Source organism: Pseudomonas sp. E45-MNA-CIBAN-0222, assembly GCF_040310405.1.
In the GTDB taxonomy this organism is placed as follows: Bacteria; Pseudomonadota; Gammaproteobacteria; order Pseudomonadales; family Pseudomonadaceae; genus Stutzerimonas; species Stutzerimonas stutzeri_AC.
The window spans coordinates 69,985-88,530 of sequence record NZ_JBEOPU010000007.1; the positions used below are offsets into that span (position 1 = coordinate 69,985).

The 18,546-nt window shown below is 61.2% G+C and carries 17 protein-coding genes; 10 read left to right on the top strand and 7 right to left on the bottom strand.

From position 1 onward, the window contains the following. Positions 1 to 1,452: an Asp-tRNA(Asn)/Glu-tRNA(Gln) amidotransferase subunit GatA gene (gene gatA, locus AAEZ08_RS12195; protein WP_500124376.1), complete on the bottom strand. Its 1,452-nt coding sequence runs from the start codon at positions 1,450 to 1,452 to the stop codon at positions 1 to 3. 14 nt (positions 1,453 to 1,466) lie between these two features. Continuing rightward, entirely contained in the window at positions 1,467 to 1,754 is a 288-nt protein-coding gene (gene gatC / locus AAEZ08_RS12200; protein ID WP_003281258.1) for an Asp-tRNA(Asn)/Glu-tRNA(Gln) amidotransferase subunit GatC, read from the bottom strand. A gap of 314 nt (positions 1,755 to 2,068) precedes the next feature. Between gatC and mreB the strand changes: the two genes are divergently transcribed. From mreB to tldD, 9 genes are all read left to right on the top strand, one after another. Then, entirely contained in the window at positions 2,069 to 3,106 is a 1,038-nt protein-coding gene (gene mreB, locus AAEZ08_RS12205; protein ID WP_003281256.1) for a rod shape-determining protein MreB, read from the top strand. Positions 3,107 to 3,254: 148 nt separating this feature from the next. After that, complete coding sequence (mreC, locus tag AAEZ08_RS12210; protein ID WP_500124451.1) at positions 3,255 to 4,199, top strand: rod shape-determining protein MreC; 945 nt, start codon at positions 3,255 to 3,257, stop codon at positions 4,197 to 4,199. After that, entirely contained in the window at positions 4,196 to 4,684 is a 489-nt protein-coding gene (gene mreD / locus AAEZ08_RS12215) for a rod shape-determining protein MreD (RefSeq protein WP_003281254.1), read from the top strand. The genes mreC and mreD overlap by 4 nt, the downstream gene beginning before the upstream one ends. 194 nt (positions 4,685 to 4,878) lie before the next feature. Beyond that, on the top strand, positions 4,879 to 6,024 hold the full coding sequence (locus AAEZ08_RS12220; protein ID WP_500124453.1) for a PEGA domain-containing protein: 1,146 nt from the start codon (positions 4,879 to 4,881) through the stop codon (positions 6,022 to 6,024). 98 nt (positions 6,025 to 6,122) lie between these two features. Beyond that, positions 6,123 to 6,713 (top strand): Maf family protein, encoded by a 591-nt coding sequence (locus tag AAEZ08_RS12225; RefSeq protein ID WP_003281250.1) that lies wholly within the window; start codon positions 6,123 to 6,125, stop codon positions 6,711 to 6,713. 85 nt (positions 6,714 to 6,798) lie between these two features. Further along, complete coding sequence (gene rng / locus AAEZ08_RS12230; protein WP_003281248.1) at positions 6,799 to 8,256, top strand: ribonuclease G; 1,458 nt, start codon at positions 6,799 to 6,801, stop codon at positions 8,254 to 8,256. A gap of 49 nt (positions 8,257 to 8,305) precedes the next feature. Continuing rightward, positions 8,306 to 12,109 carry a YhdP family protein gene (locus tag AAEZ08_RS12235; RefSeq protein WP_500124377.1) on the top strand — a complete coding sequence of 1,268 codons (3,804 nt, stop codon included), beginning with the start codon at positions 8,306 to 8,308 and terminating at the stop codon, positions 12,107 to 12,109. Positions 12,110 to 12,153: 44 nt separating this feature from the next. Further along, positions 12,154 to 12,999: a carbon-nitrogen hydrolase family protein gene (locus tag AAEZ08_RS12240; protein ID WP_003281246.1), complete on the top strand. Its 846-nt coding sequence runs from the start codon at positions 12,154 to 12,156 to the stop codon at positions 12,997 to 12,999. A gap of 2 nt (positions 13,000 to 13,001) precedes the next feature. Then, on the top strand, positions 13,002 to 14,444 hold the full coding sequence (gene tldD / locus AAEZ08_RS12245) for a metalloprotease TldD (protein ID WP_003281244.1): 1,443 nt from the start codon (positions 13,002 to 13,004) through the stop codon (positions 14,442 to 14,444). 84 nt (positions 14,445 to 14,528) lie between these two features. On the opposite strand, the gene yjgA is transcribed toward tldD, so the two are convergent. After that, positions 14,529 to 15,050 carry a ribosome biogenesis factor YjgA gene (yjgA, locus tag AAEZ08_RS12250; RefSeq protein WP_003281243.1) on the bottom strand — a complete coding sequence of 174 codons (522 nt, stop codon included), beginning with the start codon at positions 15,048 to 15,050 and terminating at the stop codon, positions 14,529 to 14,531. 112 nt (positions 15,051 to 15,162) lie between these two features. Here yjgA and pmbA point away from each other — a divergent pair, with 112 nt between their 5' ends. Next, positions 15,163 to 16,509, top strand: coding sequence for a metalloprotease PmbA (pmbA, locus tag AAEZ08_RS12255; RefSeq protein WP_500124378.1), 1,347 nt, complete (start codon positions 15,163 to 15,165; stop codon positions 16,507 to 16,509). Between the two features lie 52 nt (positions 16,510 to 16,561). Here pmbA and AAEZ08_RS12260 read toward each other — a convergent pair whose 3' ends face one another. From AAEZ08_RS12260 to hpf, 4 genes are read right to left on the bottom strand one after another with little or no spacing between them, the layout of a single operon-like run. Then, entirely contained in the window at positions 16,562 to 16,834 is a 273-nt protein-coding gene (locus tag AAEZ08_RS12260) for an HPr family phosphocarrier protein (RefSeq protein WP_003281240.1), read from the bottom strand. Positions 16,835 to 16,848: 14 nt separating this feature from the next. After that, positions 16,849 to 17,706 (bottom strand): RNase adapter RapZ, encoded by an 858-nt coding sequence (gene rapZ, locus AAEZ08_RS12265; protein ID WP_003281238.1) that lies wholly within the window; start codon positions 17,704 to 17,706, stop codon positions 16,849 to 16,851. 15 nt (positions 17,707 to 17,721) lie between these two features. Beyond that, positions 17,722 to 18,186: a PTS IIA-like nitrogen regulatory protein PtsN gene (ptsN, locus tag AAEZ08_RS12270; protein WP_003281236.1), complete on the bottom strand. Its 465-nt coding sequence runs from the start codon at positions 18,184 to 18,186 to the stop codon at positions 17,722 to 17,724. Positions 18,187 to 18,192: 6 nt separating this feature from the next. Continuing rightward, positions 18,193 to 18,501, bottom strand: coding sequence for a ribosome hibernation-promoting factor, HPF/YfiA family (gene hpf, locus AAEZ08_RS12275; RefSeq protein WP_003281235.1), 309 nt, complete (start codon positions 18,499 to 18,501; stop codon positions 18,193 to 18,195). Positions 18,502 to 18,546 lie beyond the last annotated feature (45 nt).

An 18,546-nucleotide genomic window follows, 5' to 3' on the forward strand; every position in this document is an offset into this window, starting at 1 on the left:
TCAGAATCCGGCCGGGGCGCGCATGTGCCAATCGGTGACTTGTTGATACTGGTGCGCCACATTGAGCAGGCGCGCTTCCTGGAAGTACGGCGCCAGCAGTTGCACACCCACCGGCAGGCCATCAATGAAGCCGGCCGGCATCGACAGGCCCGGAATGCCCGCCAGGTTGGCGGTGATGGTGTAGATGTCTTCCAGATAGGCCGAAACCGGATCGGCGTTCTTCTCGCCCAGCTTCCAGGCCAGGTTCGGCGTGGTCGGGCCTAGGATCACGTCGACCTGCTCGAAGGCAGCGACGAAGTCCTGCTTGATCAGACGGCGGATTTTCTGCGCCTTCAGGTAATAGGCATCGTAGTAACCGGCGGACAGCGCGTAGGTGCCGACCATGATGCGCCGCTTGACCTCGTCACCGAAGCCTTCGGCGCGCGAGCGCTTGTAGAGGTCGGTGAGGTCGACCGGGTTTTCGCAGCGATAGCCGAAGCGTACGCCATCGAAACGCGAGAGGTTGGAAGAGGCCTCGGCTGGCGCGATCACGTAATAGGAAGGGATCGCATGCTGCATGTTCGGCAGGCTGATTTCCTTGACCGTGGCGCCGAGCTTCTTCAGCTCCCCGACGGATGCCATGACGGCGTCAGCGATCTTCGGATCGAGGCCGGCGCCGAAATACTCCTTCGGCAGACCGATGCGCAGGCCAGTGAGCGGTTGGCTAAGGGCGGTGAGGTAGTCGTCCAGCGGCTGGTCGACGCTGGTGGAGTCCTTGGCATCGAAGCCGGCCATTGCCGACAGCAGCAGCGCGCAGTCTTCGGCCGTGCGTGCCATCGGGCCGCCCTGATCGAGACTCGAGGCGTAGGCCACCATGCCCCAGCGCGATACGCGGCCGTAGGTGGGCTTGAGGCCGGTGAGGTTGGTCAGCGCGGCAGGCTGGCGGATCGAGCCGCCAGTGTCGGTGCCGGTCGCGGCAGGCAGCAGTCGTGCGGCGATGGCTGCGGCGGAACCACCGGAGGAACCGCCGGGTACGCGGGACAGGTCCCAGGGGTTCTTCACTGGGCCGTAATAGCTCGACTCGTTGGCCGAGCCCATGGCGAATTCGTCCATGTTCAGCTTGCCCAGGGTGACCATGCCGGCGGCGCCGAGCTTTTCAACCACGGTTGCGTCGTACGGGGCTTTGAAGCTGTCGAGAATTTTCGAGCCGCAGCTGGTGCGAATGCCCTGGGTGCAGAACAGGTCCTTGTGGCCGATAGGTGCACCGAGTAACGCGCCGTTCTCGCCAGCGGCACGACGTGCGTCGGCTGCTTTGGCCTGCTCGATGGCGAGTTCATCGGTGACGCTGATGAAGGCGTTGAGCTGCGGGTCGAGCTGCGCGATACGAGTCAGCAGGGTGCGCGTCAGTTCCTCGGCGGAGAAACGCTTTTCGGCAAGGTTGCGGGCGATCTCGGCAAGCGTCAGGTTGTGCATGTCGTTGTCCTTCATCACTCGATCACTCGCGGGACCAGATAAAGGCCTTCTTCCACGGCGGGTGCGATGGCCTGGAAGGCTTCGCGCTGGTTGGTTTCGGTTACCACGTCGGCGCGCAGGCGCTGGGTGGTTTCCAGCGGGTGAGCCAGCGGCTCGATGCCGGTGGTGTCGACCGCTTGCATGCGATCGATCAAGCCGAGGATATTGTTGAGGGTCTCGGTAGTGCGGGGCAGGTCGGCTTCAGACAGGCCCAGGCGGGCCAGGTGAGCGATCTTTTCCACCTCGGTGCGTTCAAGCGCCATCGGGTATCTCCAGCGGAAAGCGAATCGGTTGCACCTTCCGTCGACTGGACGGGGCACATGGCGACACGGGACGAGCCGTGGCAATGGGCATTAGAGCCCGGAAAAGCCGCCAATCTTACATGCCCGAAGCGTTAATCGGTAGCGTACACGCGGCCCGCGTGCCTCTGCTCGGAGTTGGCTTGTATTCCGGCCTGACGCGTAATGGCTCACGTCTGGCGCTACGCGGGCGGACTCGCGCCTTGCCCTAACTTCGCACCATTGTTAGAGTTTGCGGCACTTTTTTCCCCACGCGTTTGCCCCAGGGCCCTTTTCCCATGTTCAAGAAACTGCGTGGCATGTTTTCCAGTGATCTGTCGATCGACCTGGGCACTGCCAATACCCTTATTTATGTGCGCGATCGCGGCATTGTCCTCGACGAACCTTCGGTTGTTGCCATTCGTACCCACGGCAATCAGAAAAGTGTTGTCGCTGTAGGCACCGAGGCCAAGCGCATGCTGGGCCGTACTCCAGGCAACATCAACGCCATTCGTCCCATGAAGGACGGTGTGATCGCCGATTTCAGCGTCTGCGAGAAGATGCTGCAGTACTTCATCAACAAGGTGCACGAAAACAGCTTTCTGCAGCCCAGCCCGCGAGTGCTGATCTGCGTGCCTTGCAAGTCGACGCAGGTCGAGCGCCGCGCCATTCGTGAATCCGCCTTAGGTGCTGGTGCTCGCGAAGTGTTTTTGATCGAAGAGCCAATGGCCGCCGCAATCGGTGCCGGCCTGCCGGTCGACGAAGCGCGTGGTTCGATGGTGGTGGACATCGGCGGTGGTACCACCGAGATCGCGCTGATTTCTCTCAATGGGGTTGTCTACGCCGAATCCGTGCGGGTGGGTGGCGATCGCTTCGATGAGTCCATCGTGACCTACGTGCGCCGCAACTATGGCAGCCTGATCGGTGAGTCCACCGCTGAGCGCATCAAGCAGGAAATCGGCACCGCGTTCCCTGGTGGCGAAATCCGTGAGGTGGATGTCCGCGGTCGTAACCTGGCCGAAGGCGTGCCTCGTGCATTCACGCTGAACTCCAACGAGGTGCTGGAAGCGCTGCAGGAGTCGCTGGCGACCATCGTTCAGGCGGTCAAGAGCGCGCTGGAGCAATCGCCGCCGGAGCTGGCCTCCGATATCGCTGAGCGTGGCCTGGTGCTGACCGGGGGCGGCGCGCTTTTGCGCGATCTGGATAAGCTGCTGGCACAGGAAACCGGCCTGCCGGTTATCGTTGCCGAAGAGCCGCTGACCTGTGTCGCCCGTGGTGGCGGCCGTGCTCTGGAAATGATGGATCGTCATGCGATGGACTTGCTGTCCACAGAGTGAGCGTGACGCTCAAGTGCTCATCACAAGCCGAAAGATCCGGTAGCGCCGGCTTTCGGCTTGTCGCGTTTAGTCTGTAGCTTTCAGTCGTGAGGACGTTGCAATCAAGCCGCTATTTGCCAAAGGACCTTTACTCGGTGTTCGCCTGTTGGTGTTCGTCGTGCTTTGTGTCGTGCTGATGGTGGTGGATGCGCGTTTCGAGGCGCTGAAGACGGTACGCAGCCAGATGGGCCTGGTGCTGACCCCCTTCTACTTGGTGGGCGAGATGCCAGGGCGCATCTGGAGAATGGCGACCGAGCAGATCGCCAGCAGCAACAGCTTGATGGCTGAAAACGAGAAGCTAAAGGCCGAGGCGCTTTTGATGCAGCGCCGCTTACAGCGTCTCGCCATGCTTACCGAACAGAACGTGCGGTTGCGCGAGCTGCTCAATTCGGCGGCTCTGGTCGACGATAAGGTGATCGTCTCTGAGCTGATCGGCCTGGATCCGAATCCTTTCACCCATCGCATCCTGATCGATAAGGGCGAAAAGGACGGCGTTTTCATGGGGCAGCCGGTGCTAGATGCCAGCGGTTTGATGGGGCAGGTGGTCGAGGTGTTGCCTTACGCTGCCCGCGTGCTGCTGCTGACCGACGTCACCCATAGCATTCCGGTCCAGGTCACGCGTAATGGCCTGCGCGCGATCGCCGTGGGCACCGGGAATCCGGATTATCTGGAGCTGCGCCACGTTGCTGAAACCGCCGACGTCAAGGCCGGCGACCTGCTGGTCAGCTCTGGACTCGGTCAGCGTTTCCCCAGCGGTTATCCGGTCGCTCAAGTGACCGAAGTGGTACATGGCTCCGGGCAGCCGTTCGCCATTGTTCGCGCAGTGCCGACGGCCATGCTCAATCGCAGCCGTTATCTGATGTTGGTGTTCAGCGACTCGCGGACGCCGGAAGAGCGGGCGGCTGCAGCAGCAGAAGCGCAGGCCGATGCGGATCAGAAGGCTGCTTCAGAGGGCACAGGCGTGACCACGCCGCCTGCTGGGGCTGAAGTCGATGACGCGGGTCAGTCGCCCGCTGTCGCGCCGCAAGCGCCGACCTCGGAGGTGGTGCAATGATCAGCGGTCGCTCGAACAACGGTTGGGTTATCTGGTTCAGCCTGACGGTTGCCTTGCTGCTCAGCGTTGCGCCAATGCCCGGCAATGCGGAGCTCGCTCGTCCGCTGTGGCTGGGCTTGGTCATTGCGTTCTGGTCCCTTTCGCTCCCGCATCGGGGTGGCTTAGGCGCTGCCTTTTGTTTCGGGCTCGCTCAGGACGTACTTGCCGGTACGTTGTTCGGCCAGAGCGCTCTGCCTTTGATCCTGATTGCCTTCCTGGTGTTGAGCCTGCAGCAGCGTCTGCGCATGTTTCCATTGTGGCAACAGAGCATGGTGCTGCTGGTGATTCTCGGCCTCGCGCAGCTGGTTCAGCTTTGGCTCAATACCTTGACCGGCAATCGGCCGCCGACGCTGCTTTTTCTGGTGCCGGTTCCTGTCAGTGCCCTGCTTTGGCCATGGGTATTCGTTGCGCTGCAGGGGCTGCGCCAGCGATTCGCCGTTTACTGAGCTTTTTTCGGCCAGCGTGTCGCCCTCTAAATTTCGTCTATAAGACCTTTTCGCTAGTGTGGTTTTGTGTGGCCCGGCACGGCTTGCGCCTTGATGCTCCGAGCTGTTTCTGAAATCATGTTGCCAGCATGGCCTTCGGCCATTACTGGTTTCTGTTTCAGAAAACGATAAGCACAACAGCACGGGCGATGAGTATGGAAGCTGGCATCTCGATTTTTTCCACGCCGCAAGGCTCTCGTAGTGCTCGGGCAGTGGTAGCTGCTGGCGCCCTCGGATCGTTGTTGGTAACGCTGCTCATCGGTAGTGCCTATTCACAGGCTGATAGCGCTCCCCAAACACCTCGGCTGGCTAAATTATCGACTCCCGCCCCGCTCGCCATTTCCGGGGCTGCAGAAGCGCCTGTCGATTCGCCTCGCGCCGAACAACTGGCAAACAAGATCGCTGAGCTCGATGCCATTCTTCTGGAGAAGCACAAGCTTGAGGATGCATTGCGTGTTGAGAAGAGCGAGCTGGCTGCCATTGAGTTACAGCTTGCAAACACCAAGAAACTGATTCGGCTGGAAGTCGACGACTTTCTCGGACAGAGCGCCGAGCGCAAGCGACTCGATGATCTGCTGGATGAGCACAAGCGCAGCGCCGATGCCGCCGCAGCCGTCAGCGAGCGTGTCGATGTACTGGAAAAGGACTTGGGTAGTCAGCACTTGAAGTTCTCGCTCGCCGCTCGCGATGTCGAGCGCCTCAAGTCTCAACTGGCTGCCGAGATTCGCGAGAGCAACAGCAAGAAAATCCAGGCCATTGCCCGCAAGTTGGACAAGACCATCCGCTTCGAGCAGGCCATCTCGTTCCGTTGCTCGGCCAGCAAGAGCCTTGCAGCTTGTCTGGCCGAGCACGGTAGTCAGGGGCAGATGTCGCAATGGGTGCTGGACAACTACCAGCGCGAGCTGGCCGAGGATATTCGTGAGCAGGTTGCCGATCTTGCGCTGGATACCGCTTGGTACCGTTTCCGAACCCGCACAGACTTCGCGCAGGCCAGCATGAGCCTGGATGGCACCGTAAACGCGCAGATGAATGTCGAAGCCACCATCACCGCGAAAAAGATGATGCCGTGCGCGATTCTCGATGTGCCCTATGAGCAATGCGACAGCAAGACGCATTCGCTGATCGTGCGCAGCAACAAGTACGACGATCAAGTCCGCATCAATGACCAGGAGCACGGTGCAACGCCGGTGTCGCTGGTGCTCGATAGCGGCGTTTACGATATTCAGGTCACCTCCGGTGGCGTGACGCAGAAGCGTACGCTGTCGCTCAAGGGTGACCAGGTGCTCAACTTCAAGTTCTGATCCTATGGTCTGGCGTCCCTTGCGCGCCCGACCTTTGTGCCTTCCTCGACGTGCCCGGATATGCGACGCTGTCGTTTATTTTTCGTTGAGGATCGGCCATGGGCGCATTGTTTCTAGCCTCGGCTTCACCCCGTCGCCGCGAACTGCTTGCGCAGATAGGCGTCCCTTTTTCCCTGCTTGACGTATCAGTCGACGAGACGCCGTCGCCGACCGAGTCCCCTGAGGCATACGTCGAGCGCGTTGCCCGGGACAAGGCACTTGCTGGTCTGGCGGGCATAGGCGAGGGCGACAGTTATGTGCTGGGCGCCGATACCAGCGTGGTGCTGGACCAGCGCATTCTTGGCAAGCCGGTGGATCGTGCAGATGGATTGGCCATGCTGGCTGCCTTGTCCGGACGTACGCATCGAGTCATGACTGCAGTAGCGCTGGCTAGCCGGACGGCGTGCGAGGTTCGCGTGGTCATCAGCGAAGTGACGTTCCGCACCATCGAAGAGGCCGAGGCAGAACGTTATTGGGACAGTGGCGAGCCGCAGGACAAGGCGGGCGGTTACGCCATTCAGGGCTGGGGCGCGGTGTTCGTCAGCCAGTTACACGGCAGCTATTCGGCAGTGGTTGGCCTGCCGCTGTGTGAAACAGCGCAGCTCGTCGACGCGTTCGGCCTGCCGCGTTGGACCAAAGGCTCACGCTAGAGCCTGTGGCTTCGGCACGCTTGCCGGTTAGAATCGACCCAACGATCAGCTAGCGCTGCACATCAAGCCACCGCCGAGAACAATAATGAGCGAAGAAATCCTGATGAACATCACCCCCATGGAGTCGCGGGTGGCGGTGGTGGAGAACGGTGTTCTGCAGGAGGTGCACGTCGAGCGTACGCAGCGCCGCGGCATCGTCGGCAACATTTACAAAGGCAAGGTGGTCAGGGTGCTGCCCGGTATGCAAGCGGCGTTCGTCGATATCGGGCTGGATCGCGCTGCGTTTATCCATGCTTCGGAGATTTCTTCCCGCGAAGGCAATGCCGTCGAGCCGATCAACGCCCTGGTGCATGAAGGGCAAAGCCTGGTGGTACAAGTCACCAAAGACCCCATCGGCACCAAGGGCGCGCGGCTGACCACACAGCTGTCGATCCCGTCGCGCTACCTGGTCTACATGCCGCGCACCAGTCATGTCGGAATCTCCCTGCGTATCGAGGATGAAGCCGAGCGCGAGCGACTCAAGCAGGTAGTGGCCGAATGCGTGGCGGCAGAAGGCATCCAGGAAGCCGGTGGTTTTATTCTGCGTACCGCGGCAGAGGGCGCTGGTAGCGATGAAATTCTCATGGATATCCGCTATCTGCGCCGTTTGTGGGAACAGATCGCGAGCCAGATAAAGACTGTCGCAGCGCCGACGGTAATCTACGAAGACTTGTCGTTGGCGATGCGCACCTTGCGCGATCTGGTCAACCCACGAATCGAGAAGATCCGCATCGATTCACGTGAGAATTTCCAGAAGGTCACGCAGTTTGTCGGCGAACTCATGCCGGAGCTGGGCGATCGCCTGGAGCACTATCCGGGCGAGCGCCCGATCTTCGATCTCTATGGCGTCGAGGATGAGATTCAAAAGGCCCTTGATCGCAAGGTCATGCTCAAGTCGGGCGGGTATCTGATCATCGACCCGGCCGAGGCGATGACCACCATCGACGTCAACACCGGTGCTTTCGTCGGCCACCGCACGCTGGAAGAAACCATTTTCAAGACCAACCTCGAGTCGGCCACCGCCATTGCCCGGCAGCTCAGGCTGCGCAATCTGGGCGGTATCATCATCATCGACTTCATCGACATGGAAGACGAAGAGCACCGTCGGCAGGTCCTGCGCACGCTGGAAAAGCAGCTCGAACGCGATCACGCCAAGACCAATATCATCGGCATCACCGAACTCGGTCTGGTGCAGATGACCCGCAAGCGCACCCGCGAGAGCCTTGAACAGATACTGTGCGAGCCGTGCATGTGCTGCCAGGGGCGGGGCAAACTGAAGACCCCGGAAACCGTTTGCTACGAGATCTTCCGGGAAATCCTGCGCGAGGCCCGGGCTTATCAGGCGGAGGGCTATCGGGTGCTGGCGAACCAGAAAGTGATCGATCGTCTGCTGGACGAGGAGTCGGGCAACGTCGCGGATCTGGAGGCCTTCATCGGTCGCTCGATCAAGTTTCAGGTGGAAAGCATGTACTCGCAGGAACAGTACGACGTGGTGTTGCTCTGAACAGAGGTAGACCAGGCCGCAAGTGCCGGGATGACCGGAGCGCCTCCACATGAATCGTCTCGCTGCCTTCCTCGTTACGCTGTCGCGCCAGTTGCTCTGGATGGGCGCGCTTGGGCTGATTTTAGCCGCGTTGTACGTCAGCCTAGGGCGGCAATTGGTACCTCTGGTTGCCGAGTACCGTGCAGACGTCGAGGACAAGGCGCGTCAGGCTCTCGATATGCCAGTGACTCTGGGCCGCCTCGAAGGCGAATGGCAGGGCTTTGCCCCGCGCCTGCTGGCGCACGATGTATTGCTCGGTGAGGGCGATAGCGCAATGCGACTGGACCAGATCGCGCTCAAGCCCGATCTTGCTGCCAGCCTCTGGGCCCGTGAGCTGCGGCTGGACTCGCTCGAGTTCGGCGGTGTGCATCTGTCGCTGGTCGAGGACGCAGAAGGCAAATGGCGGGTGAAGGGGCTGCCGGAGCGAGCCGAACAACCGCCTCCCGATCCGCAGAAGATTCTTGCCGCACTGCAACAGGTGCGGGGTCTGGCTTTACGTGATAGTCAGATCACTTTGGAGCCCTTTGCTGAGACGCCGCTGACCCTGAGCTACACCAATCTGAATCTGCGCGTTGACGGCGAGCGCCTGAGGCTTGATGGGCGCAGTGTGCTACCCGATGGACAGCCGTTGGCTGGTCGTATGCAGGTCCGTGTGCAGCCGCGGCATTGGCAGCAGGCCGAGGCGCAGATTTACCTCAGTCTGCCGCAGAGTGATTGGGCTGCATGGTTGCCGCGACGGTTGACGGCCGACTGGCATTTGCAAACGTTGCAAATGGGCGGCGAGGTTTGGGGTCGCTGGAGCAAACAGCGGCTTGAGCGCGCCGTGCTGCGTTTGAACGCTCCGCTGTTAAGCGCGACCTATGCCGATCGCGCCCCTTTACAGGTCGAGGATCTGGCAGTCGAGGCGTACGTCGATCATGCCGAGCAAGGCTACCGATTGCTGTTCGATGGGCTGGCCTTCGATCTTGATGGCGAGCGTTGGGGCGATGCGCGAATTCAGTTGCAGCAGGATCAGGCCCGGCAACACTGGCAATTGCAGGCTGACCGGTTGGGTGTCGCGCCGATCGCCACGCTCGTTCGTGCGCTTGCGCCGCTACCGCCGGCAGCAGGCGAGGCGCTGGCGGCACTGCGGCCCAGCGGAACAGTGCGCAATCTTCGGTTGGACTACTACCGCGAGATGGCATCGCCTCAGCAACTGCAGTTTGCGGCCAATCTGGATCGCATCAGCTTCGGGGCACACAACTGGATTCCGGCGGTAGGCAATGCCAGTGGCAGCATTCAGGGCGATCTGGGCAGTGGCGAACTACGCTTGGACAGCAAGGATTTCAGCCTGCAGCTGGCGCCGTTGTATCCCGAGCCCTGGCAATATCGGCACGGTGCAGGTCGCCTGACCTGGAAGCTCGACGAGCAGGCCTTCACCTTGGCAGCGCCCTATCTGCGCGTCGATGGCGAGGAAGGCCGGATCGCAGGGGATTTCCTGATCCGCCTGCCGCGTGATCCGGCCGCAGAAGACTATATGGACCTGCGCGTCGGCTTGAGCGAGGGTGATGCACGCTACACCGAAAAATACCTGCCGACACGCTCGCCGGCTTTGAGCCCCGCGCTGACTACCTGGCTAAAAGAGGCGATTCGCGGCGGTACCGTCGAACAGGGTTACTTCCAGTACCAAGGAGCACTGAACAAGAACGCTTCAGACAGCGCGCGTAGCCTGAGCCTGTACTTCAAAGTGCGTGATGCCGAGTTGGCCTTCCAGCCAGGCTGGCCGGTGCTGCGGCAGGGGCGCGGCGAGGTCTTGATTGAGGACAGCGGCGTTCGCGTACGACTTGCCGAGGGTCGGATTCTGGATAGCCGCGTATATGACGCGACTGCGGACATCCCCCGTGCAGGTAGCGACAAGGTGCCGATACTGGCGGTGAAAGGGCAGGTCTCTAGCAGCCTTGCCGACGCGCTGAAGCTGTTGCAGGAAGCGCCTATAGGCACCGATGAAATCTTTGCCGGCTGGCAGGGGCAGGGGAGCCTGCAGGGCGCGCTGGATCTACAGATTCCGCTGGGCAAAGGCACGCCGCGAGTGGCAGTGGATTTCTCCAGCGACGGCGCATCGCTGCGGATCCCGGAACCGTTGCTCGATCTGGAAGGGCTCAGCGGTAAATTTCGCTACGACACTGCGCGAGGGTTGAGTGCAGAGGATATTCAGGGACGCCTGTTCGGCCGTCCCGTGAGAGGCAAGGCCGTGGCGACGGGGTCGGCTGGCAAGCCGGCCTCACGCATAGAAGCGCGCGGCGCCGTGGGGCTAAAGCGCCTGGTTGAGTGGCTGGAGGTTGAGCAGCCTTTGCCTGCCAGCGGCGAGCTGCCCTATCAGCTGCGCCTGGATCTGGCGGGTGAGAACAGTCAGCTGCAGATCGACTCCTCGTTACAGGGGCTGCGTATCGATCTGCCCGCACCGTTCGGCAAGGCGGCCAGCGTACGCCGTGACACCACATTGCGCATGTCCCTGCAGGGTACGGAGCGGCGCTATGGCGTCAGGCACGGTGAGCTTGCCGCTCTAGCTTTCGCGGCGCCTCCAGGGGCCATGGCGCAAGGGCGCGGTGAGCTACGTCTTGGAGGCGGCGCGGCCAATCTTCCCGGGCGTGCGGGATTGTATGTGAGGGGGCGTCTGCCTGAACTCGACTGGAAAGCCTGGCAGGCAGTGCTGGACCGGTACGGCAGCGGCGACCCACAGCAGGCCACTGGATCCTTACTGCGCCAGGTGCAAGTCGATATCGACCGTTTCAATGGTTTCGGCACCCGCGTTGCCGATCTTGGCGTAAATCTGCAGCGCATCACTGGTGCTTGGCAACTGGGCTTGCGCAGTACGACCATCAATGGTGCGGTGCGTCTGCCAGACGCTGCAGGCGCTACCATCGTCGCTGATCTGGCGCTGCTGCGCTTGCCTGCTGCGAAGGCCGGCGAAGCAGCGCCATCTGCGCATGTCGATCCACTGGCCGATGTGGACCCGCAGAGTCTGCCATCGATGGATATCGCTATCAGGCAAGTCTTCCGGGGCGACGACCTTCTCGGTGCAGGGGCGTTAAAGCTACGCCCAACCAGTGCGGGTGTGGAGTTCCGCGATATTGCACTCGACCTCAAGGGGCTGAAGGTCGGCGGCAACGGCGGCTGGCAGGACGGCTCAACCTGGTACAAGGGCCGCCTGGAGGGCCGCAACCTGGCGGACGTGTTGCTTGCATGGGGCTTCGCACCATCGGTCACCAGCGATAGCTTCCGCTTGGACGTGGATGGGCGGTGGCCAGGTTCGCCGGCCTCGTTCGCCATGGCACGCTATACCGGCAGCATGAAGCCACGGTTGCGCAAGGGGCAGTTCGTCGAGATCGATGGTAGCAGCCAGGCCCTGCGCGTGTTCGGCGTGCTGAATTTCAATTCGATAGGGCGCCGCTTGCGGCTGGATTTTTCCGATCTGTTCAGCAAGGGCTTCAGCTATGACCGGCTGGATGGGAGCCTGAAGGGCAATGCTGGCGTATTCATAACAGCTGAGCCGATTACCGTCAGCGGGCCGTCCAGCAATCTGGAGCTCAATGGCAAGCTGGATATGGCGCGCGACGAGGTCGACGCCAAGTTGCTTGTCACACTGCCAATCAGCAACAACCTGCCTCTGGCAGCGCTGATCGTCGGTGCACCCGCCATCGGCGGGGCGCTGTTCATTGCGGATAAGCTGCTTGGCGACCGAGTAGCGCGTTTCGCTACCGTGCAGTACGACGTCAAGGGCCCATGGCAGTCGCCAAAGATCAGCTTCGACAAGCCATTCGAGAAGCCCAACTGATCCGTGATTGTTCTCGGACCTTGCCTTTTACCAGTAGGGATTGCATGTCCTTAGCCGTGATCCAGATGGTCAGTCAGACTGACGTTGCACTTAACTTGCGCCGTGCACGGCAACTGCTCGAGCAGGCCGCAGAGGCAGGCGCACGGTTGGCCGTGCTGCCAGAAAACTTCGCTGCAATTGGCCATAAAGATCCGGCGCTACTCGGGCGCACTGAGGCGACAGGCGAGGGACCGATTCTGCCTTGGTTGAAACGCACTGCCCGTGACCTCAGGTTATGGATAGTCGCCGGCACCATCCCGTTACCGCCCGAAGACAATCCGCAGGGCAGGCCGAATGCCTGCTCGCTGCTGTTCGATGATCATGGGCAGCGGGTCGCGCGTTATGACAAGTTGCATCTGTTCGATGCGGACGTAGCCGACAGCCGCGCCCATTACCGCGAGTCCGATGACTACGCGGCGGGGCAGCAATTGGTGGTAGCCGACACACCGGTCGGTCGACTCGGTCTGACCGTGTGCTATGACCTGCGCTTCGCCGAGCTATATACGGCGCTACGCACAGCGGGTGCAGAGTTGATCAGCGTGCCGTCGGCGTTCACCACGGTGACCGGTGAAGCGCATTGGGAGATCCTGATTCGTGCCCGTGCCATCGAGACACAATGCTATATCCTGGCCGCCGCACAGGGCGGCGAGCATCCCGGCAGTCGCCTCACCTACGGCCATTCGTCTATCGTGGACCCATGGGGTCGGTTGTTATGTGAGCAGGCGACCGGCGAAGCGAGCTTGGTCGCACTGCGAGATGCGGACGAACAGACTGCCATCCGGCAGCGCATGCCGGTGCAGCGTCACCGCCGATTTTCCGTACCGTGCCTGGTCACGGACCGTTTGGAGTGAATATGAGTGAACTGTTGTTACCCGTCACCGAGCGACTGCTGACCCCCGGCGGCCTGGGTATCGATGATCTACCTGGCCTGCTGGGAGAACTGGCTGGCCCCGGCGTAGATGCGGCGGACCTGTACTTTCAGGATCAGGTCTCCGAGTCCTGGGTGCTGGAAGATGGCATCGTCAAGGAAGGTGGCTTCCACCTGGAGCAGGGCGTCGGTGTTCGCGCGCTGTCCGGCGAGAAGACCGGCTTCGCCTATAGCAATGCCATCACTGCCGATGCGTTGCGCCAAGCGGCCCAGGCTGCGCGCTCGATCGCGCGCAGTGGTCAGCAAGGCGAGGTCAAGGTGCTGTCCAGAGCGGCGTTCGCGCCGCTGTATAGCCAGGATAATCCGCTCGACGGGTTAACCCGTGCCGAAAAGGTCGAGCTGCTAAAGCGCATCGACGTTGCCACGCGCGCGTTGGACCCTCGCATAAAACAAGTCACTGTGAGCCTGGCCGGCGTCTGGGAACACATTCTGGTTGCCGGTATGGATGGCGGCATGGCGACAGATATCCGTCCGCTGGTGCGCTTCAACGTCAGCGTGATCGTCGAGCAGAACGGTCGGCGTGAGCGCGGCGGGCATGGTGGCGGTGGTCGTACTGGCTATCAGCACTTTCTCAGCGAAGACCGGGCGATGGGCTATGCGCGCGAGGCGCTGCGCCAGGCGCTGGTCAATCTCGAGGCGGTCCCCGCGCCTGCAGGCTCTTTGCCTGTGGTGCTCGGCCCCGGTTGGTCCGGTGTATTGCTGCACGAGGCAGTTGGCCATGGCCTGGAAGGCGATTTCAATCGCAAGGGCAGCTCGGCTTACAGTGGACAGATAGGCCAGCAAGTGGCGTCCAAGCTTTGCACTATTGTTGATGATGGTACCCTGGCGGATCGACGGGGCTCGCTCAGCGTCGATGACGAAGGCACACCGACCCAATGCACCACGCTAATCGAGAATGGCATTCTCAAGGGTTACATCCAAGACAAGCTAAACGCCCGCCTGATGGGCGTCGCGCCGACCGGTAACGGCCGCCGCGAGTCTTACGCGCATCTACCGATGCCGCGCATGACCAACACTTACATGCTGGCCGGCGAAAGCGATCCGCAAGAAATCATTCGTTCGGTGAAAAAGGGCATCTACTGCGCCAGCCTAGGTGGTGGTCAGGTCGATATCACCAGCGGCAAGTTCGTGTTTTCCACCAGCGAGGCGTATCTGATCGAGGATGGCAAGATCACTGCGCCGGTCAAAGGGGCGACGCTGATCGGTAACGGGCCCGAGGTGATGAACCGGGTCTCGATGGTCGGTAACGACCTGGCCCTGGATAGCGGTGTCGGTACCTGCGGCAAGGATGGGCAGTCAGTGCCGGTTGGTGTTGGCCAGCCAACGCTGAAGATCGACGAGATTACCGTAGGCGGAACGGGTGCTTGAAGCATCGGCAGACACCAGGCCGCAAGCGCCAAGAGGAAGCAGGGGGATCCTTATTCACTCTTGTAGCTTGTGGCGGCGTTAGCGTCAGCGCAGTCCGCGTTTGGCTTCGTCCAGCTCGCGGATGTACTTGAAGATTTTGCGGCTCGCAGCTGGCGGTTTGTTACGTGCCGCCTCGTGCTGGGCGTGACGGATCAGGCCGCGTAGGTGCTGGCGGTCGGTCTCGGAGTATTCGGCTACGAAAGCTTCGAGGGTGGCGTCGTCGCCTCCGATGAGGCGGTCGCGCCAGCGCTCTAGTGCGTGGAAGCGTTCGTTGTACTGGCGTGTCGATGCGTCGAGCTGATCGACCAGCGCCAGGATGGCATCGACATCCTGGTCGCGCATCAGCTTGCCGATGTACTGGATGTGTCGTTTGCGGGCGATGTGTGCCTTGTGCTTCGGCGCGTCGGCCAATGCTTTTTGCAGCGCATCGCTCAGCGGCAGGCGGGCAATCAGGTCGGGCTTGAGCGTGGTCAGGCGCTCACCGAGCTCCTGTAGAGCGTGCAGCTCGCGCTTGACCTGGGTTTTGCTTTTTTCGTCGAAATCTTCGGCGTCGGAGTGTTCAGACATGGGGGTGGTCCACTAGGAGATGCCGCCATGATAACAGCAGCCCTGGCAGCAGGCTCCAGAGGAGCGGCGCCAGGTTGCAACTTGATTCGATTGCAGTGGTTTGGGAGTGCTTATGAGTGAAGTAGAGGGCATCGGCCCGCACGCGCTGCCCGGTTTGCGCGAGAAGGTCGAGCGCATCATCGAGGAAGCGCGTCGGCAGGGCGCCAGCGCCAGTGAGGTTTCGGTCTCCATGGAGCAGGGATTGTCGACCACGGTGCGCCAAGGCGAGGTGGAGACTGTCGAGTTCAACCGCGACCAGGGATTTGGCATCACGCTCTATGTCGGTCAGAGCAAAGGAACGGCGAGCACGACAGGCAGCGGCGACGATGCCATACGTGATACCGTGGCAGCGGCGCTGGCCATTGCCAAGCACGCCTCGGAAGACGAGTTCGCGGGGCTTGCCGATGCGGCCCTGATGGCTCGCGAACTGCCCGATCTGGACCTCTACCACCCCTGGGCCATCACGCCCGAGCAGGCGATCGAGCAGGCGCTTAGCTGTGAAAGCGCCGCCTTCGAGGTCGATCAGCGTATCCGTAATGCCGATGGTACCAGCCTCAATACACATCAAGGCTGTCGTGCCTATGGCAACAGCAACGGTTTCATCGGTGGCTACAGCAGCAGCCGGCATAGTTTGAGTTGCGTGATGATTGCCGAAAGCGATGGCCAGATGCAGCGCGATTACTTCTATGACGTGAATCGAATCGGTGAGGCGCTGCTTGATCCCCAGACTATCGGTCGCCGCGCGGCCGAACGTGCCGTGCGGCGCTTGGGCGCACGCCCGATACCTACCTGCGACGTGCCGGTGCTTTTTGCCTCCGAGCTTGCGACTGGTTTGTTCGGCCATTTCATTGCGGCCATATCCGGCGGCAACCTATACCGCAAATCCTCCTACCTGGAGGATGCCCTTGGGCAGACGCTATTTCCTGAATGGCTAAGCCTGGACGAGCGTCCGCACATTCCTCGTGCACTTGGTAGCGCCGGCTATGACGGAGACGGCCTGGCAACCTATGCCAAGCCGTTTGTGGAGAACGGCCGTTTGCTGTCCTATGTGCTATCGACCTATTCGGGGCGCAAGTTGGGTATGCCGAGTACGGCCAATGCCGGGGGAGTACACAACCTGCACGTCAGCCATGGCGAGGAGGATCAGGCTGCTCTGATTCGTCGTATGGGGCGGGGTTTGCTGGTCACCGAGTTGATGGGGCAGGGGTTGAATCTGGTGACAGGTGATTACTCCCGCGGTGCTGGCGGCTACTGGGTAGAAAACGGCGAAATCCAGTTCCCGGTGCAGGAGGTGACCATCGCCGGCAACCTGCGCGACATGTTCCGACAGATTGTCGCTGTCGGCTGTGATATCGAGACGCGCAGCAACGTGCGTACCGGCTCGGTGCTGATCGAGCGGATGATGGTCGCGGGCAAGTGACGCATACCGCGCGGCGCGACCGGAGACGGTCTGCGCCGGCGTGGTGAGGTGATTACTCGCCTTCTTCGAAGTAATCGTCGATCAGCGCGACCAATGCATTGAGTGCATCGTCTTCCTGCTCACCTTCTGTGTGTAGATGCACCGTGCTGCCTTTGCTCGCAGCCAGCATCATGACGGCCATGATGCTCTTGCCGTCCACCAGCGTCGCCGGGCAGCGACCTACGCGGATGGTGCACGGGTACTGATTGGCGACACCGACGAACTTGGCGGCTGCGCGGGCGTGCAGGCCGAGTTTATTGATGATGGTGACTTCGCGGGCGGGCATGGGTGCAGGTATTCCTAAGCGAGGTCCCGGTGACGGACCTGCAAGTTCTTCAGCGGCTCTTTTAGCGCCTGACCCAGGCGTTCAGCCAGGTAGACCGAGCGATGATGGCCCCCGGTGCAGCCGATGGCGATGGTGACGTAGGCCCGGTTGCTGGCGGCAAAGCGCGGCAACCATTTACTTAGATAGCCGTGGATGTCCTGAAACATCTCCTCCACGTCAGGCTGAGCAGCCAGATAGTCGACGACAGGCTGGTCGAGCCCGGAGAAGTCGCGAAGCTCGGCCTTCCAGTACGGATTCGGCAGGCAGCGCACGTCGAATACCAGGTCGGCGTCCACAGGCATGCCTCGTTTGAAGCCGAACGACTCGATGAGAAAGGCTGTGCCCGGTTCGGGCTTGTTGAGCAGGCGCAGCTTTAGCATGTCGCGAAGCTGATACAGATTCAGGTGCGTAGTATCGATCTTCAAGTCGGCATGATCGATGATCGTCGCCAGCAACAACTCTTCGTCATGGATCGCTTCGGCCAGGGAGCGGTTCTCGTTGGTCAGCGGGTGGCGCCGGCGGGTTTCCGAAAAACGCTTGAGCAAGGTTTCGTCGTCGGCGTCCAGATAAAGAACGTCGCACAGGATGTGCTTCGCACGCACCTCCGCGAGTAGTTCCGGGAATCGCTGCAGCTGGCTGGGAAGGTTGCGCGCATCGATCGATACGGCGACCTGCGGGTGCAATAACTCGGTATGCAGCAGGGCGCGTTCGGCGAGCTCGGGTAGCAACCCGGCGGGCAGGTTATCGATGCAATAGAAGCCATTGTCCTCGAGCACGTTCAGCGCGGTGCTTTTGCCTGAGCCCGAGCGTCCACTGACGATGATCAGCCGCATCTGGTGCCCATTGCGCTAAGCCCCATTCTGCACGTCAACCACTACTTGGTAGAGGTGCTGATTGCTCGTCGCCTGGCGCAGCCGTTGGCGTACGTCTTCGCGGTCGAGCATGCTGGCGATCTGGCGTAGCAGTTCGAGGTGCTCGTCTGTAGCTGCCTCTGGGACCAGCAGCACGAATAGCAAATCCACCGGCGCGCCGTCGATGGCATCGAAATCCACCGGGGTTTCCAGACGCAGGACGGCGCTCAGCGGTGCGTTGCAGCCGACCATGCGGCAGTGCGGGATGGCAATGCCGTTGCCGAAGCCGGTGGAACCGAGCTTCTCGCGGGCAATCAGGCTTTCGAAGATGGTCTGGGAATCGAGGTCGATGAGGTCCTGGGCAATCACCTTGGCGATCTGCTCCAGGACGCGTTTCTTGCTACCGCCCGGGACGTTCACCAGTGAACGTCCGGGGGTCAGGATGTTTTCGAGTCGGATCATAGTGAGTCAGCGGGTGACGGCGCCCTGAGTGTGGTCGAGCTGCTTTTCCTTGTGCTTGATCAGCTGACGATCAAGCTTGTCGGCGAGCAGGTCGATGGCAGCGTACATGTCTTCGTGTTCGGCGATGGCCACTACTTCGCGGCCGGCGACGTGCAGGGTTGCTTCGGCTTTCTGCTTGAGCTTCTCGACCTGGAGAATCACCTGGACACTGATGATGCGGTCGAAATGACGGGCAAGACGCTCGAATTTCTCCTCAATGTAGTCACGCAGGGCGTCGGTTACTTCCAGATGAACACCGCTGATCTTGACTTGCATACTGCTATCTCCTTTGCCTAGTGCGAAGAGCAGGTTGGTAGGCCT